This window comes from Mycobacterium sp. NPDC004974 (assembly GCF_053600815.1).
In genome coordinates, this window is the sequence record NZ_JBSGAQ010000017.1 from 119,899 (window position 1) to 136,937 (window position 17,039).

The following is a 17,039-nucleotide window of genomic DNA, read 5'->3' on the forward strand; positions in this document are numbered from 1 at the left end:
TTCTCCGGGGCGTACGCCTTCACACTTGACTCCGCGCACTCCAGCGCCCGGTCGAGGGTAGCGCCGTGAACAGGATGGCGGTCAGCGGAAGCGCCGGCATCGCGTAGACGACCGGATGCAGTCGGGCCCCGGCGATGAACAGACTGGCGAAGATCAGCAGACCGATGACGGCGCCGACGATGACCAGCAGCCGGCCCATGCGCCGCCGCAGCAACAATGCGATGAGCCCGCCGATGGTTGCTGCAGCCGAAATCGCCGCTAGGAAACCGATGGCCACGCAGAACAATCGGTCGGTGCGCCACCAGCCGGCGATCAGATCGGTGGCGATGACGCCGGTGGCCCAGCCGCTGAGGACCGCGAAAGTAGCCGCCACGATCGCCGTGCGGGGGTCGGTGCCCACCGAGGTGTCGGGGATGGCCACGGCCCGGACGCGGGGCACGTAGCTCGTCCTGGCGTCGTCTTCCGCACGGCCGATAAGGCCCGTCTGCGCTTCATTGCCGGTGACGCCGGAGATCAGACTGGTCTGGGGTTCCGCGCCGGCTGCGGTGGGAATGGCGCCCGTCGGATGGCGCCGGATGATGCTGGTCTGCGGTTCGTCGCCGACCGGTACAGGCTTGGAAACGGGTTCCTGCGGCTGACGCCTGATGATGCGAGTGCGGTCGTCGTCTTCGTCGGGGTGATCGGCTGCCAACTGCCCGTCGTCGCTCACTCAGCCAACATAGCTGCCGAGGCTGAGACCTCTCTTGTTCAGCCACGGCACCGGATCGATGCGGCTGGTGCCGTTCTGCAGAACCTCGAAATGCAGGTGCGGGCCGGTGGAGTAACCCCGGTTACCGACGGTGGCGATCTGGTCGCCGGCCATCACACGGTCGCCCTCGCTGACGAGCCAGGTGTTGATGTGACCGTAGAGCGTGACGGTGCCGTCCGCGTGGCGCAGCTTGACCCAGGCGCCGTAGCCCGCGGTCGGGCCAGCGGCGATCACGACGCCGTCGGAGACCGCCACGATCGGGGTACCGATCGGACTCGCCAGGTCGATGCCGGCATGCAGCACGCCCCAGCGGTAGCCGAAGTTCGAAGTCCAGACGTAGCCCTTGGTGGGCATGACGAACAGCGGGCGCGACAGCCGGGCCTCGCGCTCGGCACGTTCCTGTGCGAAGGCGGCGGCCTTGGTGATCTCCTCGGCATGCACCGAGGTGTCGGCGGTCGAGGAGACCGAGACGATCTGCATTCCGTCGACCGAGCCGGTGACGGACGCACCTTCGACGCGGGTGCCCTCGGACGCCAGGATCGTGTCGTCCGCCTGTGTCTCGGTGGGGTTGCCCAACGAGTAGGCGCCTGCGGCGGTGGCTCCCGCGGCCATGGCGGCGATCATCAGGCGGCTCTTGACGGCGCCGGCGTGCTCCTTGCGGTGGGCGCCTCGGCGACCGGACATGTTGATCACGTCCGTCGCGGCGATGCCGTCGCTCACATCGGTGTGGCTGTCGCGGTAGGCATACCGAGGGTTGCGCTCGCTGCCCGCGTCGGGGCGGAAGCGTGAGGGGACGGCAAGGCGGACGGGCACCAGATCGTCGGTGTCGTCCATGTCGTCGAGTTCGGGGGCGTAGATCACACCTGATTCGCGGTCATCTGAGTCGCCGTGATCTTCGTCGGCGCGATCGTCGAACGCTTCGAAAGCGCTGAACGGGATGACGTCGGTGACCTCTGCGGCGTCCAGCTCATCAGGTGAAACACGGTGCCTGTGCCGGCGCGCGTCCGTCGGCACCCCTCGCGGAGCTGCGGACGAACGATGCTGCGGCAAGACTCGAGAATCCTTCTTCGTCGTGACCTGAACGTTATCTGGACCAGAGGCACGTTAACCAAATCCCAATGATGGTGGCAACTTATGGGTCTATTCCGCGCCGGAATGTGATCCGTATCACCTCCCATGGGCGGTGAGATCTACCACATGAGCCGGAGGCGATGCTAATCCATCACTCGGTGGTGGATAAAGTGCCAGCGGGCCCGTCCGGCAAGTACAGGCCGGGCAGTTTCTAAGTCAACGCAGACAGACAACGCCTATCTAGGAAGCACATGGATCTCTTCGAATATCAGGCAAAAGAGCTGTTCGCCAAGCACAACGTCCCCACGACTCCGGGCCGCGTGACCGACTCGGCCGAGGACGCCAAGGCGATCGCCACCGAAATCGGCAAGCCCGTGATGATCAAGGCACAGGTGAAGGTCGGCGGCCGCGGTAAGGCCGGCGGTGTGAAGTACGCAGCCACCCCCGATGACGCGTTCACCCACGCGACCAACATCCTCGGTCTGGACATCAAGGGTCACGTCGTCAAAAAGTTGCTGGTGGCCGAGGCGAGCGACATCGCCGAGGAGTACTACATCTCGTTCCTGCTCGACCGTTCCAACCGGACCTACCTGGCCATGTGCTCGGTCGAGGGCGGCATGGAGATCGAGGAAGTCGCCGCCACCAAGCCCGAGCGGCTGGCCAAGGTTCCCGTCGACGCCGTCAAGGGTGTCGATCTCGCCTTCGCGCGCTCGATCGCCGAGCAGGGTCACCTGCCCGCCGAGGTGCTCGACGCCGCGGCCGTGACCATCCAGAAGCTGTGGGAGGTGTTCGTCAAGGAGGACGCCACCCTGGTTGAGGTCAACCCGCTGGTGCGCACCCCTGACGACCAGATCCTGGCACTGGACGGCAAGGTCACCCTGGATGCCAACGCCGACTTCCGTCAGCCCGGCCACGCCGAGTTCGAGGACAAGGACGCGACCGATCCTCTCGAGCTCAAGGCGAAGGAGAACGACCTCAACTACGTCAAGCTCGACGGCGAGGTGGGCATCATCGGTAACGGTGCCGGCCTGGTGATGTCGACGCTGGACGTGGTCGCTTACGCGGGCGAGAAGCACGGCGGCGTAAAGCCGGCCAACTTCCTCGACATCGGCGGCGGCGCCTCGGCTGAGGTCATGGCCAACGGTCTGGACGTCATCCTGAACGACAGCCAGGTCAAGAGCGTGTTCGTCAACGTGTTCGGCGGCATCACCGCCTGTGACGCGGTGGCCAACGGCATCGTGCAGGCGCTGCAGATCCTCGGCGACGAGGCCAACAAGCCGCTGGTCGTCCGCCTGGATGGCAACAACGTCGAAGAGGGCCGGCGGATTCTCGCCGAGGCCAACCATCCTCTGGTTGTCCAGGCCGAGACCATGGACGCCGGTGCCGACAAGGCCGCCGAGCTGGCGAACAAGTAAGGGACACTTGACATGTCGATTTTTCTGAACAAGGACTCCAAGGTCATCGTCCAGGGCATCACCGGTGGTGAGGGCACCAAGCACACCGCTCTGATGCTCAAGGCCGGCACCCAGGTCGTCGGCGGCGTGAACGCCCGCAAGGCCGGAACCGCCGTGTCGCACAAGGACAAAGACGGCAACGACGTCGAGCTGCCCGTTTTCGGCTCGGTCGCCGAGGCGATGAAGGAGACCGGCGCTGACGTGTCGATCGCCTTCGTGCCGCCGGCTTTCTCCAAGGACGCCATCATCGAGGCCATCGACGCCGAGATCGCGCTGCTGGTGGTCATCACCGAGGGAATCCCGGTGCAGGACAGCGCCTATGCGTGGGCCTACAACGTCGACAAGGGGCAGAAGACCCGCATCATCGGTCCGAACTGCCCCGGCATCATCACCCCCGGCGAGTCGCTGGTCGGCATCACGCCGAACAACATCACCGGTAAGGGCCCGATCGGCCTGGTGTCGAAGTCGGGCACGCTGACCTACCAGATGATGTACGAGCTGCGCGATCTCGGCTTCTCCACCGCCATCGGCATCGGCGGCGACCCGGTCATCGGCACCACCCACATCGACGCCATCGAGGCGTTCGAGAAGGATCCCGAGACCAAGCTGATCGTGATGATCGGTGAGATCGGCGGCGACGCAGAGGAGAAGGCCGCGGCCTACATCAAGGCCAACGTCACCAAGCCGGTCGTCGGCTACGTCGCGGGCTTCACCGCTCCGGAGGGCAAGACGATGGGCCACGCCGGCGCCATCGTGTCCGACGGCGCGGGCACCGCGGCCGGTAAGCAGGAGGCCCTGGAGGCTGCCGGCGTGAAGGTCGGCAAGACGCCGTCCGAGACCGCCGCGAAGGCGCGCGAGCTGCTCGCCAACCTGTAAGTCTGTTCAACGGAAAGGCCCCCGCTGCGGCGGGGGCCTTTTCTTCTGCGTCGAGTCTGCGCACAGATCGGGTTTTCGTCGATATTCACGATCTGTGCGCAGTTTCGTTTTTGGGGGCTAGACGCGACCGCCGAGGTGCTCGGCCAGGAACCGCTCGACGGCGTGGTACATGTCGATCTGGTTGTCCGGGTTGAGGAATCCGTGCCCCTCGTCGTCCTTGACCATGTATTCGACTTCGACGCCGCGCTTACGGAGCGCTTCCACGAGGTTGTCGGATTCGGCCTGGACCACGCGAGAGTCGTTGGCGCCCTGGACCACAAGCAGTGGCGTGCGGATCTGATCGACCTTCGTGATGGGGGAGCGGGCCAGCATGTCGGCTTCCTGCTCGGGATCGTTGTGATTTCCCACGTACAGGTGCCAGTTGTTGGCCAGAAACGGCCGGGCGATCGTCGGTAGCGTGCGCATGAAATTGGCCAGGCTGGAGATCCCGACATAGTCGATCGCCGCGGCGAACACGTCCGGTGTGAACGTCACGCCCACCAGCGCGGCGTAGCCGCCATAGGAGCCGCCGAAGATCGCCACCTTGTCACGGTCGGCGTACCCCTGTTTGACGGCCCAGTCCACCGCGTCGATCAGGTCGTCGTGCATCTTGCCGGCGAACTCGCCGATAGCGGCTTTGGTGAAGGCCTTGCCGTAGCCGGTCGAGCCGCGAAAGTTGACCTGCAGCACCGCATATCCGCGGTTGGCCAGCATCTGCACGTCGGGTTGGAAGCCCCAGCAGTCCCGCGCCCACGGGCCGCCGTGTACCAGCAGCACCATCGGCAGGTCGGTCGGCTCGACCCCGACGGGCAGGGTCAGGTACGAGTGCAGCTGCAGTCCGTCGCGCGCGGTGATGGTCACCGGGGTCATCGGTGCTAATGAATCTGAATTCAGATTCGGGTATGGCTGAAACAGCAGCCGGCTCTCGCCAGTCGCGTGATCGTAGAAGTAGGTGGCCCAGGGATCGCGGTCATGGGTGAAGTTGACCACCCAGCGCTGTCCGCTGTCGTCGGAAGAGATGGCGCCGAGGTCGCCGTCGGACAGTTTGGTCAGATTCTCCAGTACCGCAGCGAAATTCGGATCCAGGGCGTGGATCACCTGACGTTCGCCGTAGTAGCGGGCACCGATCAGTTCGCCCGTGCGCTCGCTGAGGATCATCGGTGACGGCAGCACCATCTGGGCGGCCAGGTCGAATGTCGGGTGGCTGTCCACCTCGGTCTCCTCACCTGTCGCCACATCGATCCGGACCAGGCGCGTGCGGTCGGTGCCCGTGTTGGCGCCCAGCCAGATGCCGGTGCCGTCGGGGGTGATGGTGATCGGGTGCATGCCCAGCGGGTAGTCGGTCCCGTCGAACGTGATGATCGTCCGCAGCGAGTTGGTCGCCGGATCCCATTGCGACAGTTCGACATCGCCGTCAGCTGTCAGTGTCGAGCTGAACAGCTCACCGGTCCGGCTGGACAGCCAGCCGACCACGTTGCCCGGGTTCTGTGCGAGCATCGTGAGCTCGCCAGTGGCGACGTCGAGTTCGTAGACATCGAGCAGTTCCGGCGTGCGGTTGTTGATCTGGACGATGGCCTTTCCCGGGCGGCCCTTCGGCAGCTCGAGGTCTGCTCTGGCACCGGGGAACGGGGTGAGGTCGACGGCCGCGGCCTCGGGGTGATCCAGGTCGACGCGATAGATGTGCCAGTTCTCGTCACCGCCGGAGTCCTGCATGTAGAGCAGCCAGCGCGGATCGTCGGTCCAGAAGTAGAGGTAGACGCTGCGGGTTTCGTCCGCGGTGACGCACTGCGGCGGTGCGTCGCCGTCGAGATCCTGAACCCAGACGTTGAGGCGGTTCTTCCACGGCGCCAGGTAGGCGATCTTGGTGCCGTCGGGTGAAATCTTGGCGGCTGTGCGCTCGGGTGGGCTGAAGAAATCCTCTACCGAGATCATTTCGGGCAACGCCATGACGCTCCTTTCGCGGGTGCGGACAAGCTCTTTCGGGTTGTGATCAGGACTCGACTGGCCCGCCCAACCGCCCGTTGGTGGCGTCACGGATCGCCCGGTCGATCAGGGCCAGCGCCTGCTCTTCGGTGACTTTCTTGCCCTCGACGATCACCGCCACGCTCACGTCCTCGTCGACGACACGGAACGCCCCGGTGACGGCGGCCGCGCAGAGACGCACGGTGAGGTCTGTCTCGGGCAGCCCCAGGCGGTCGGCGATCACCGGGATGAAGCCCTGCTCCATTCGGTCATGCACCATCAGGTAAGCCGTGCGCAGGGCGGGTTCGGACGGGGTCATGGTGGCGATCCGCATCGCGCTGATCTCGTCCTCGACGTCCTGGGGTGCCAATGGATGCGAAATCCCATCGGCGGCAAGGTGTTCGGCCAATGACAACTCATGCGGCCAGCGGTTCAGGATGTCGATGAACCGGTCCGCGGATTTGGCCAGCACCGGTTCGACGCAGCTTTCCTTGGCGCGGAAGTAACGCCAGATCGTACGGGTGGAAAGCCCTGCGGCCGCGGCGATGTCGTCACCGCTGGTGCCGGCGACGCCGCGTTCCCAGAACAATGCGCAGGCATGTCGTGACACCGCGAGGCGCGCCTGGTCCTGTTTTTCGCCGATCGCCCTCACCTCCAGTACTTGTCACTTAGTGACAGCTCTAATGTGTCACTAAGTGACAGGGTCGTCAAGGTGTGCTGGTGAGCGGGGTTTTCGTCGCCGTTTTCTGCACCACGGTCGTGGTGAGTTTCGGCGAGCGACCCGGGTGTCGAAAGCGACGGATCCAGAAGGTTCAACGCCCCTGATGAGGGCAGATATGCACCGATTTCACTCGCGAAACCCCAATCGGTTAGCCTCGCGAATTAACACCCGTCAAGGAGATTGTCATGGTCGATCCGCGCACCCCCGTCATCGTCGGCGTCGGACAGTTCACCGAACGCATCGACCTCGATGGGTATCGCGGGATGTCCTCGGTCGAGTTGGCCACTGAGGCAGCCAAGGCAGCGCTGCACGACTGCGGGGCCGACGCTGCCGCCGTGGCGCAGGCAATCGACACTGTGGCGGGTACGCGGCAGTTCGAGATCTCCGGCCCGCAGACGCCAACCCTCGGGGTGTCTGACAACTACCCGCGCTCGGTGGCACGCAACGTCGGAGCCGAGCCGGCGCGCGCCATTCTCGAGGTGATCGGCGGTCAGAGCCCCCAACACCTCGTCACCGAGTTCTCGGCGGCCATCGCGGCGGGCGAGGCCGAGGTGGTGCTGCTGTTCGGCTCGGAGAACACCTCGACGCTGCGCCACTTCTCCAAGCGCGACGACAACCCGGACCACTCCGAGACCATCGACGGTCAGCTCGAGGACCGCGGCTACGGCTACGACGGCATCTTCGACGAGTACACGATCAAGCACGGGCTGATCGGAGCCCCGGTGCAGTACGGCTTGCTGGAGAACGCGCGCCGCGCCCGGCAGGGGTTGTCGGTGACCGACTATCGCACCCAGATGGCCGAACTGTTCGCACCGTTCTCGAAGGTGGCCGCCAAGAACCCGTATTCGTCTGCCCCGGTTGAGCGCTCGGCCCAGGAGCTGGCCACCGTCACCGAGAGCAACCGGATGATCTGTGACCCGTACCCGCGCATGATGGTGGCGCGCGATCAGGTCAACCAGGGCGCGGCCGTACTGCTGATGTCGGTCGAGACCGCCCGGAAACTCGATGTGCCCGAGGAGAAGTGGGTGTACCTGCGCGGGCACGCCGACATGAAGGAAATCAAGCTCCTTGAGCGCACCGAACTCGGTTACAGCGAGGCTGCGGTGATCGCGGTCAATGAGGCCTTGCGGGTTGCCGGAATCACGCTCGACGACGTCGCGGCCTTCGACCTCTACAGCTGCTTCCCGTTCCCGGTGCTCAACATCTGCGACGGTACCGGCCTGGCGCCCGACGACGAACGCGGCTTGACGCTCACCGGTGGCCTGCCCTTCTTCGGTGGCCCGGGGAACAACTACTCGATGCACGGTATCGCCGAGGCTGTCAATGAAATGCGCGACAAGCCGGGCCAATTCGCGCTTGTCGGCGGCAATGGCGGTATCGCGAGCAAGTACTCGGTCGGTATCTACTCGACCGAGGCGGCGGACTGGGTGGCCGACGGCAGCGCTGCTCTGCAGGACGAGTTCAACGCGCAAGAGCGTGTGACGATCGTCGAAAAGGCCGACGGCCCAGCCACAATCGAGACCTATACGGTCCGCTACGACTGGACGCCGCGCACCGGCATCATCATCGGGCGTCTGGATTCCGACGGCAGCCGGTTCCTGGCGACGACGACCGACGAGGCGCTGGTGACGTTGCTCTCCGACGGTGAGCCGCTTGGCGCATCGATCGTCGTGCAGTCCGGCGAGAAGCGGAACACCGCGACGCTGGCGTAGCGCGGCCGCGCGGATCCCGACCCGCTCACTCGGCGGTGTGGATCCGTAGGTAAACCACTGCGGAATCTGAGCGGACGCAACGGGTCAGGTACTCGTTGGCGTTGCCGCCAATGCACTCCCAGTTCTCGAATGTCACGTAGTAGCCGGCAGACCGTCCTGAGGGCGTCGCGTACCAGAGTTTGCCGACCCGACGGGCCTCGGCGCAGTCGATGTTCGCGCTGCCACGCACCGCATGTTCTTCGGTCGGGCCGTATTGATGTACGACGCCACAGTCCTCAAGGTACTCCGGCGGCGGTGTGGTCGACGGGATCGTCACGTTGATCGCCGGGAGGGCATGCGTGGTGGTGGGATCGGGCGTCGCCGTCTGATCGGAACAGGCGGTGATGCTTGCGAGAAGTGCGGCACTCGTCATGGCGGCGCGAATGTTCACGTGAACCCTCCTCAGAACAGCCCCGTCCACGTCCAGCGGTGCGCACCCGCGTCAGCGTAACGACGAAATCAACGCCAGGGTCGTTCTCATCGAATATTCACGACCCTGGCGTTGATCTCGGCGCGAAAGGCCGGCGTGAACCGGCTCAACCAGGCGAAGCCAGAACTAGACCAGCGAGGCCAGCTTGCCCGCGAGTCGCTCGACGTACGCCGACACCTCGGCCTCGGACTTGTCCGGCAGCCCGAACAGCACCTCGGTGACGCCCAGTTCACGCCAGTGTGCGAGCTTCTCTGGGTCCGGCTTGAAGTCCAGCGCCACGATCTGCGGTGCGCCGTCACGCCCGGCCGCGGCCCAGGTGTCCTGCAGCAGCTTGACCGGCTCGTCGATGTTGAAGTCGCGCGGCGTGGTGATCCAGCCGTCGGCGGACTTGGCGATCCACTTGAAGTTCTTCTCGTTACCGGCCGCACCCACGAGCACGGGAATGTGTGACTGCACGGGCTTGGGCCAGGCCCACGACGGCCCGAAGTTCACGAATTCGCCTTCGTACGAGGCTTCTTCCTCGGTCCAGAGCGCACGCATGGCCTCCAGGTATTCGCGCAGCATGGTGCGGCGGCGGCCCGGGGGAACGTTGTGGTCAGCGAGTTCGTCGGTGTTCCAACCGAATCCGACACCCAGCGACACCCGCCCGCCGGACAGGTGGTCCAGGGTGGCGATGGACTTGGCCAGGGTGATCGGATCGTGCTCGACGGGCAGCGCGACGGCCGTCGACAACCGCACCCGCGAGGTAACCGCACACGCGGTGCCCAGTGACACCCACGGATCCAGGGTGCGCATATAGCGGTCGTCAGGCAGGGACTCGTCACCGGTAGTGGGGTGAGCGGCCTCGCGTTTGATCGGGATATGGGTGTGCTCGGGCACATAGAACGTCGTGAAGCCGTGATCATCGGCGAGTTTGGCGGCCTTGGCCGGGGCGATGCCGCGGTCACTGGTGAAGAGAACGAGCCCATAGTCCATGACCAGAATTAGAACGTGTTTCAGTCCGAGTAGCAAGACGGTGCGTCTCGTTAGTTGTCCCGACCGCGAGAAAACTTCACCGCGAGTGATACCCGCGACGGGTGCGCGCACGTTTGCTGGGATCACCGACATGACGACTGAACGCATCGCCGACCACGTCAAGTTCGCCTATTGGGTGCCCAACGTCAGTGGCGGCCTGGTCACCAGCGATATCGAGCAGCGCACCGACTGGAACTACGACTACAACAAGAAGCTGGCGCAGACCGCGGAGAACAACGGTTTCGAATACGCCCTGAGCCAGGTTCGCTATGAGGCCAGCTACGGCGCGGAGTACCAGCATGAATCGACCAGCTTCAGCCTCGCGCTGTTGCTCGCCACGCAGCGGCTCAAGGTCATCGCCGCAGTGCACCCTGGTCTGTGGCAGCCGGCGGTGCTGGCCAAGCTCGGCGCCACCGCCGACCACCTCAGCAATGGCCGTTTCGCCGTCAACGTCGTCTCAGGCTGGTTCAAGGACGAGTTCACCCACTTGGGCGAGCCGTGGCTCGAACACGACGAGCGCTACCGCCGCAGCGCGGAGTTCCTCCAGGTCCTGCGGAAGATATGGACGGAAGACGACGTGGATTTCCGCGGCGACTTCTACCGCATCCACGATTTCACCCTGAAGCCCAAGCCGCTCAACACGCCCGAGCGCCCCAATCCCGAGCTCTTCCAGGGCGGCAATTCGACGGCCGCCCGGCGCAACGGTGGCTACTACGCCGACTGGTACTTCTCCAACGGCAAAGGCTTCGAGGGCATCACCGAACAGGTCGTCGAGGTGCGCGACCATGCCCGTGACGCAGGCCGCGAGGTGAAGTTCGGGCTGAACGGGTTCATCATCGCGCGCGACACAGAGAAAGAGGCAAAGGAGACGCTCAAAGAGATCGTCGCGAAGGCCAACAAGCCCGCGGTCGAGGGCTTCCGCGGCGCGGTACAGCAGGCCGGCAACTCCACCGGGGATAAGAAGGGCATGTGGGCCGATTCCAGCTTCGAGGACCTGGTGCAGTACAACGACGGCTTCCGCACCCAATTGATCGGCACACCCGAGCAGATCGCCGAACGCATTGCCGCATACCGCAAACGTGGCGTGGACCTCATCCTGGGCGGATTCCTGCATTTCCAAGAGGAAATCGAGTACTTCGGCGCCAAGGTGCTGCCGCTCGTCCGCGAAATCGAGTCCACCGAAACGGATTCCGCCGACGCGCCCGTCCTGGTATCAGCTTGAGACCGCTCCGACACCAAACACGAGCGCCCGGCACCCAGCTGGGTGCGCTAGCGTGGAAGCTCGAATCGCTCACGTGGTCGGTATTCATGCCTGCGTGAACACACGTCGCGAAGCTCGATAGCACAGGAGAGGTCATGACCTACCCGCCCAGTAATCCCGGATACCCGCCGCAGTCGGGTTCGCAGTTCGATGCAACCCAGCAGTTCGCCAAGGCTGCCCCCGCTCCTGTGCCCGCCGCCCCGGCCGCACCGGCCAGTGCCGCACCTGGTGAGAACAAGTTGCCCGAGATCCTGCTCGGGGTCGTTGCCGTTGCCGGCCTGCTCATCTACTTCGTGAGCTTCGCCCTCGACGCCTCGACCGCTCAGGCGATGATCCTGCTCGTGGCGCTTCCGCTGTTGGCGGGTCTGTTGGCCGGCGTCAGCCTGCTGCCCAAACAGAAGAACTACACGGCAGCCGCCGCAATCGCCGCGACGATTCCGTTCCTGTTCGTGATCGGCGCCGCGGTATCCAGCGGTGGAGAAGGTGACTGGACGCTGTGGGTGCTGTTGGCCCTCACCCTGATCCAGGCCGGTGCCGCGATTGCCGCGCTCCTGTTCGACGCCGGCGTGATCACGCCTCCGGCACCCAAGCCGCAGTTCGATCAGCAGCCGCAGTACGGCCAGTACGGTGGCCCGTCGCAGTACTACGGTCAGCAGCACCAGCCGCAGCACGGTGGCCAGCCCTACCAGCAGGCTCAGCCGCAGCGTCCCGGTTACCCGTCGCAGTACGGCGGCTACTCCGGTGGTCCGAACACCGGTGGTTTCCCCGTTCAGGGCCAGCAGGGCCCGCAGGGTCAGCAGCCGAGCGGCCCGCCGACCCCTCCGACCGGTTACCCCACCTACGGCCAGCCGCAGCAGCAGTCGGGTTCGTCAGCGCCCACCAGTGCCGTTCCGGCACAGCCGCAGGCACAGCAGTCGCCTTCACAGCAATCTGGCACTGCACCGTCGTAAGCTGATCGGCGCGTGCGCTTCCCGCGCACGCGCCGATCATTGCGAGGAGCAGCCCACCAAGTGAGTAACCGGCCAGTCGGCACCCGCCAGGCGCGTGAGTTGCTCCGGGTCGCGTTCGGGCCGTCCGTCGTCGCGCTGGTGGTCATCGCCGCGGTTGTGCTGTTGCAACTGCTGATCGCCAACAGCGACATGACGGGCGCGCTCGGTGCGATCGCCAGCATGTGGCTCGGCGTGCACCAGGTGCCGGTGTCGATCGGCGGCCGCGAGCTCGGGGTGATGCCCCTGCTGCCGGTGCTGGCGATGATCTGGGGCACCGCGCGCACCACGGCCGCGGCCACCGCCCCCAATTCCTCCTGGTTCGTCACCCGCTGGGTGGTCGCCTCGGCCTTGGGCGGGCCGATTCTGATCGCGGCGCTCCTGCTGGCCGTCATTCATGACGCAGCCTCGGTGATCAGCGAACTTCAGACTCCCAGCGCCCTGCGCGCGTTCTGCAGCGTGCTGATCGTGCACGCAATCGGTGCCCTGATCGGCGTCGGCTCGAAGGTCGGTCGACGGACGCTGGCCGCCTCGCCGCTGCCGGACTGGCTGCCCGAGGCGTTCCGTGCCGCGACCGCCGGTGTGCTGGCCCTATTCGGTCTTTCCGGGGCGGTGACGGCGGTGTCGCTGGTGGTGCACTGGGCCACGATGCACGACCTGTTCGCGATCACCGACAGCCTGTTCGGCCAGCTCAGCCTGACTCTGTTGTCGATCCTCTACATCCCCAACGTGATCGTCGGTGCCTCGGCGATCGCGGTCGGATCCAGTGCCCATGTCGGGCTGGCCGCCTTCAGTTCATTCACGGTGTTCGGCGGTGACATCCCTGCGGTGCCGGTGCTGGCCGCGGTGCCCACGCCGCCGTTGGGCCCCATCTGGGTGGCGCTCCTGATCGTGGGTGCGGCCTCGGCAGTCGCATTGGGCCAGCAGTGTGCGCGGCGTCCCCAGCCGATCGGGGCGGCCACAGGCAAGTTGCTGGTGGCGTCGGCGCTGGCGGCCGTGACGATGGCGCTGCTCGGCTACGCCGGCGGCGGGCGGCTGGGCAATTTCGGCGACGTCGGGGTGGATCAATCGACGTTCGCGCCTGCGGTGTTCCTCTGGTTCGCCGGGGTCGGCGGACTGACCGTGGCGATGTCCGGTGGCCTGACCCGCAAGCCCCGACCGGTACTCCCGCCCAAACCGGAACCGGTCGAGCCGCAGCCTGAACCCGAGTTCGAGTCCGAGTCCGAAGAGGGCGACGACTACGTCGACGAGGACATCGAGTACGCCGAGGCAGATCCCGAACCCGAGCTCGAACCCGACCAACCGTTGGTGTCGTGGTCGGCCGAGGAGCCGGCGGCGGACGAGCCCGACGACTACGAGGACGTGCAGGAAACCGTCTATGAACCCCGCCCGCGGCGCTATGACGACCTCGATGAGGACCCCGAGGACCACTTCATCGTCGACGACATGCCAGACGGCCCAGTGACCGGCGACAACCCTCGCCGTGCGGGCGACTAGGCTGCTCGCGTGCAGCAACCGTTACATGTGCCTCCGAGTACACCGGCACGGCTGGTAGTGCTGGCTTCGGGGACAGGATCGTTGCTCGCCTCGCTACTGGCCGCCGCCGAAGACGACTATCCGGCGCGTGTGGTGGCAGTCGGAACCGACCGCAAATGTGCCGCGGTGGACATCGCGGCGGCGGCGGGGGTGCCGTCCTACACCGTGCGGCTGGGTGATCATGCGGACCGCGACGCCTGGGACGTCGCATTCACCGAGGCCACCGCTGAACATGAGCCGGACCTGGTGGTCTCGGCCGGGTTCATGAAAATTCTGGGCGGCCAATTTCTTTCCCGGTTCCCCGGCCGGGTGGTCAACACCCATCCCGCATTGCTGCCCGCGTTCCCCGGGGCGCATGCGGTGCCCGAGGCGTTGGCGTACGGCGTGCGGGTGACGGGCTGCACGGTGCATCTCGTGGACTCCGGCATGGATACCGGGCCGATTCTGGCCCAGCAGGCTGTCGAGGTGCTCGATGATGACACCGAAGAGACTTTGCATGAGCGCATCAAGGTGGTCGAACGTCGACTGCTGGTGGATGTGCTGGCCGCGCTGGCAACCCGCGGCGTGACCTGGACTGGACGAAAGGCGACCATAGGGTGAGCGAGAAGAAACCGATCCGCCGAGCGCTGATCAGTGTCTATGACAAGACCGGCCTGGCCGATCTGGCCCGCGGCCTGCACGAGGCGGGCGTGGCCATCGTCTCAACCGGGTCGACCGCCAAAACCATTGCCGCCGCAGGTGTTCCGGTCACCCCGGTGGAAGAGGTGACGGGTTTCCCCGAGGTGCTCGACGGCCGGGTCAAGACTCTGCACCCGCGCGTGCATGCCGGTCTGCTGGCCGATACCCGCAAGCCCGAACATGTTGCGGCCCTGCAGGAGCTCGAGGTCGAGGCGTTCGAGCTCGTGGTGGTGAACCTGTACCCGTTCTCCGAGACCGTGGAGTCCGGGGCATCGGTGGACGAGTGCGTCGAGCAGATCGACATCGGTGGGCCGTCGATGGTTCGTGCGGCCGCCAAGAACCACCCCAGCGTGGCCGTGGTCGTGGATCCGCTGGGCTATGACGGTGTGCTGGCCGCGGTCCGGGCCGGCGGGTTCACCCTCGACGAGCGGAAGAAGCTGGCGTCGTTGGCATTCCGGCACACCGCCGAGTACGACGTGGCCGTCGCCGGCTGGATGGGGTCGACGCTGGCTCCTGAGGAGCCCGCTCAGCCGCTGCCGGCCTGGTTCGCCGGTACCTGGCACCGCAGCGCGGTCCTGCGCTACGGCGAGAACCCGCATCAGCAGGCCGCGGTGTACCGCGACGACTCCGCGTGGCCCGGACTGGCCCAGGCCGAGCAGCTGCACGGCAAGGAGATGTCCTACAACAATTACACCGATGCCGATGCGGCGTGGCGGGCCGCGTTCGACCACGAAGAGATCTGCGTGGCGATCATCAAGCACGCCAACCCGTGTGGCATCGCGATCTCCTCGGAGTCGGTGGCCGACGCGCACCGCAAGGCGCACGAGTGCGATCCGCTGAGTGCGTTCGGCGGCGTCATCGCCTCCAACACCGAGGTCAGCGTCGAGATGGCCGAGACCGTCGCCGACATCTTCACCGAGGTCATCATCGCCCCGGCGTATGAGGCCGGTGCGGTCGAGATCTTGGCCCGCAAGAAGAACATCCGCATCCTGGTGGCGTCGGAGCCGCTGGTCGGTGGCATCGAGATGCGCCAGATCAGTGGCGGGGTGCTGCTGCAGCAGCGTGACGCGCTCGACGCCGAGGGTGACGATCCGGCGAACTGGACGCTGGCCACCGGTGAGCCGGCCGACCCGCAGACGCTGAGCGATCTCGTGTTCGCCTGGCGGGCCTGCCGCGCGGTGAAGTCCAACGCGATCGTGATCGCCAAGGACGGCGCGACCGTGGGTGTCGGTATGGGACAGGTGAATCGCGTCGACGCGGCCGGGTTGGCCGTGCAGCGTGCGGGCGACCGCGTGCCCGGTTCGGTGGGCGCCTCCGACGCGTTCTTCCCGTTCCCCGACGGCTTGGAGACGCTGACGAATGCCGGCGTCAAGGCGATCGTGCACCCGGGTGGCTCGGTACGTGACGCCGAGGTGACCGCTGCTGCCGAGGCCGCTGGCATCACGCTGTACCTCACCGGTGCAAGGCATTTCGCGCACTAGTTTCTTCGGTCTCAATCGATTGGCCCGGTGCACCGCCTGTTTGGCCCGCCGTTTTCTACGTCAGGGTTGTAGGTCGCGTGGCTTAGCGACCCTGGCGTAGAAAGCGGCGTCGCGCGCACTAGTTGTGCTCGCCGTTTTCTACCCCTGGGCTGTGATGATTACGTCGTCACGACCCGGAGGTAGAAAACGGTGAACCACCACGCCGGGCAAATGCCTCTCGAACCCGGTGCAGGATGAACGCCCTGCTGTGTTCGACCACGACACGGATGTCTATCCAGCCTTCGCGTTCGATGAGCTCATTGCGGCCGATGTCGTGCACCACACGCGAACGGTCCGTGGCGTGGTGTTTACCTTCGTAATCCAAGCCCACCTTGACGTCGTCGTAGCCCATATCGAGGAACGCCTCGTTGAAGCCGTCGGTCACCCGGATCTGCGTACGCGGACGCCGATAGCCCGCGTCGATGAGAAGCAGCCGCAGCCAGGTCTCCCGCGGAGATTGCCCACCGGCATCCATCAAATCGAGTGCTGTTCGGGCGCTTCGTATTCCACGTAGCCCGCGATACCTGCCGGCCAATTCGGGCACTTGCCCGGCGTCGACGGCTGTGGCGATGGCCAGCGCATCGAGGTGGGCGACCGCGTCGTCACGGGGAAGGAAACGCGCGAGATCAAGCGCGGTGCGTAGCGGTGTGGTCACGCTGAAATCGCCGATCCGGCAAATCTCGTCGGGCCTGATGCGTTCCTCGCGCACGATGATGCCGGGCCTGCGACGCCCGTGCTCCATGATCAGTTCCACCGGGGCATCGTCGTCGACCCATTGCGCACCGTGCAGAGCTGCGGCTGCCCGGCCGGCGATGATCCCGCGACGGCCAGTCCACAGCCATGCCGCCATGGTGTTGGCCTTCAGGGTTCGAACGGCGCCCTTCGGCAGGTAGACGCGTGGATGCGCCGGGGCGTATCGCCATCGCAGTTGGCCCGGGGTGAGGCTGCCGGCCGCGACCGCTTCCGGTCCGATGAATGGGAAGCTCATGGAC

At 65.8% G+C, this 17,039-nt stretch carries 15 protein-coding genes; 8 read left to right on the plus strand and 7 right to left on the minus strand.

Annotated elements, in window-relative coordinates:
* Window positions 1-19: 19 nt before the first annotated feature.
* Together ACWEFV_RS28815 and ACWEFV_RS28820 are read right to left on the minus strand one after the other, a co-directional pair.
* Entirely contained in the window at window positions 20-709 is a 690-nt protein-coding gene (locus ACWEFV_RS28815) for a hypothetical protein (protein WP_450072683.1), read from the minus strand.
* Window positions 710-1,798, minus strand: a complete 1,089-nt coding sequence (locus tag ACWEFV_RS28820; protein ID WP_167857971.1) for a M23 family metallopeptidase — start codon at window positions 1,796-1,798, stop codon at window positions 710-712.
* Window positions 1,799-2,070: 272 nt separating this feature from the next.
* Between ACWEFV_RS28820 and sucC the strand changes: the two genes are divergently transcribed.
* Both sucC and sucD read left to right on the plus strand, forming a co-directional pair.
* On the plus strand, window positions 2,071-3,234 hold the full coding sequence (sucC, locus tag ACWEFV_RS28825; RefSeq protein ID WP_090427258.1) for an ADP-forming succinate--CoA ligase subunit beta: 1,164 nt from the start codon (window positions 2,071-2,073) through the stop codon (window positions 3,232-3,234).
* Between the two features lie 12 nt (window positions 3,235-3,246).
* Window positions 3,247-4,149, plus strand: a complete 903-nt coding sequence (sucD, locus tag ACWEFV_RS28830; RefSeq protein WP_450072684.1) for a succinate--CoA ligase subunit alpha — start codon at window positions 3,247-3,249, stop codon at window positions 4,147-4,149.
* A gap of 117 nt (window positions 4,150-4,266) precedes the next feature.
* Here the strand turns inward: sucD and ACWEFV_RS28835 are convergent, their stop codons facing one another.
* Together ACWEFV_RS28835 and ACWEFV_RS28840 are read right to left on the minus strand one after the other, a co-directional pair.
* Window positions 4,267-6,135, minus strand: a complete 1,869-nt coding sequence (locus tag ACWEFV_RS28835; protein ID WP_450072685.1) for an alpha/beta fold hydrolase — start codon at window positions 6,133-6,135, stop codon at window positions 4,267-4,269.
* Between the two features lie 43 nt (window positions 6,136-6,178).
* Window positions 6,179-6,793 carry a TetR/AcrR family transcriptional regulator gene (locus ACWEFV_RS28840; protein WP_450072710.1) on the minus strand — a complete coding sequence of 205 codons (615 nt, stop codon included), beginning with the start codon at window positions 6,791-6,793 and terminating at the stop codon, window positions 6,179-6,181.
* Between the two features lie 263 nt (window positions 6,794-7,056).
* Between ACWEFV_RS28840 and ACWEFV_RS28845 the strand changes: the two genes are divergently transcribed.
* On the plus strand, window positions 7,057-8,583 hold the full coding sequence (locus ACWEFV_RS28845) for an acetyl-CoA acetyltransferase (protein ID WP_450072686.1): 1,527 nt from the start codon (window positions 7,057-7,059) through the stop codon (window positions 8,581-8,583).
* Between the two features lie 25 nt (window positions 8,584-8,608).
* Here ACWEFV_RS28845 and ACWEFV_RS28850 read toward each other — a convergent pair whose 3' ends face one another.
* Together ACWEFV_RS28850 and ACWEFV_RS28855 are read right to left on the minus strand one after the other, a co-directional pair.
* Entirely contained in the window at window positions 8,609-9,013 is a 405-nt protein-coding gene (locus ACWEFV_RS28850) for a hypothetical protein (protein WP_135457999.1), read from the minus strand.
* Between the two features lie 165 nt (window positions 9,014-9,178).
* Window positions 9,179-10,027 carry an LLM class F420-dependent oxidoreductase gene (locus ACWEFV_RS28855; RefSeq protein ID WP_135457997.1) on the minus strand — a complete coding sequence of 283 codons (849 nt, stop codon included), beginning with the start codon at window positions 10,025-10,027 and terminating at the stop codon, window positions 9,179-9,181.
* A gap of 130 nt (window positions 10,028-10,157) precedes the next feature.
* Between ACWEFV_RS28855 and sfnG the strand changes: the two genes are divergently transcribed.
* From sfnG to purH, 5 genes are all read left to right on the plus strand, one after another.
* Window positions 10,158-11,288, plus strand: coding sequence for a dimethylsulfone monooxygenase SfnG (gene sfnG / locus ACWEFV_RS28860; protein ID WP_450072687.1), 1,131 nt, complete (start codon window positions 10,158-10,160; stop codon window positions 11,286-11,288).
* Between the two features lie 134 nt (window positions 11,289-11,422).
* Window positions 11,423-12,277 carry a DUF5336 domain-containing protein gene (locus ACWEFV_RS28865; RefSeq protein ID WP_135457994.1) on the plus strand — a complete coding sequence of 285 codons (855 nt, stop codon included), beginning with the start codon at window positions 11,423-11,425 and terminating at the stop codon, window positions 12,275-12,277.
* A 60-nt stretch (window positions 12,278-12,337) separates the two neighbouring features.
* Complete coding sequence (locus ACWEFV_RS28870) at window positions 12,338-13,810, plus strand: cell division protein PerM (RefSeq protein ID WP_135457991.1); 1,473 nt, start codon at window positions 12,338-12,340, stop codon at window positions 13,808-13,810.
* Between the two features lie 9 nt (window positions 13,811-13,819).
* Window positions 13,820-14,449, plus strand: coding sequence for a phosphoribosylglycinamide formyltransferase (gene purN, locus ACWEFV_RS28875; RefSeq protein WP_167857970.1), 630 nt, complete (start codon window positions 13,820-13,822; stop codon window positions 14,447-14,449).
* The gene (gene purH, locus ACWEFV_RS28880) at window positions 14,446-16,008 is read left to right on the plus strand and encodes a bifunctional phosphoribosylaminoimidazolecarboxamide formyltransferase/IMP cyclohydrolase (protein ID WP_135457989.1); all 1,563 of its coding nucleotides are present in this window, start codon (window positions 14,446-14,448) and stop codon (window positions 16,006-16,008) included. Before purN ends, purH begins: the two co-directional genes overlap by 4 nt.
* 166 nt (window positions 16,009-16,174) lie before the next feature.
* Here purH and ACWEFV_RS28885 read toward each other — a convergent pair whose 3' ends face one another.
* Window positions 16,175-17,035 (minus strand): hypothetical protein, encoded by an 861-nt coding sequence (locus tag ACWEFV_RS28885; RefSeq protein ID WP_450072688.1) that lies wholly within the window; start codon window positions 17,033-17,035, stop codon window positions 16,175-16,177.
* Window positions 17,036-17,039 lie beyond the last annotated feature (4 nt).

What these genes read in the sequence shown, in the direction of transcription:
- ACWEFV_RS28865 (WP_135457994.1), top strand. Translation starts at nt 11,423, where the DNA reads ATGACCTACCCGCCCAGTAATCCCGGATACCCGCCGCAGTCGGGTTCG.
- ACWEFV_RS28885 (WP_450072688.1), bottom strand. Translation starts at nt 17,035, where the DNA reads ATGAGCTTCCCATTCATCGGACCGGAAGCGGTCGCGGCCGGCAGCCTC.
- sucD (WP_450072684.1), top strand. Translation starts at nt 3,247, where the DNA reads ATGTCGATTTTTCTGAACAAGGACTCCAAGGTCATCGTCCAGGGCATC.
- ACWEFV_RS28835 (WP_450072685.1), bottom strand. Translation starts at nt 6,135, where the DNA reads ATGGCGTTGCCCGAAATGATCTCGGTAGAGGATTTCTTCAGCCCACCC.
- sfnG (WP_450072687.1), top strand. Translation starts at nt 10,158, where the DNA reads ATGACGACTGAACGCATCGCCGACCACGTCAAGTTCGCCTATTGGGTG.
- ACWEFV_RS28845 (WP_450072686.1), top strand. Translation starts at nt 7,057, where the DNA reads ATGGTCGATCCGCGCACCCCCGTCATCGTCGGCGTCGGACAGTTCACC.
- ACWEFV_RS28855 (WP_135457997.1), bottom strand. Translation starts at nt 10,027, where the DNA reads ATGGACTATGGGCTCGTTCTCTTCACCAGTGACCGCGGCATCGCCCCG.
- sucC (WP_090427258.1), top strand. Translation starts at nt 2,071, where the DNA reads ATGGATCTCTTCGAATATCAGGCAAAAGAGCTGTTCGCCAAGCACAAC.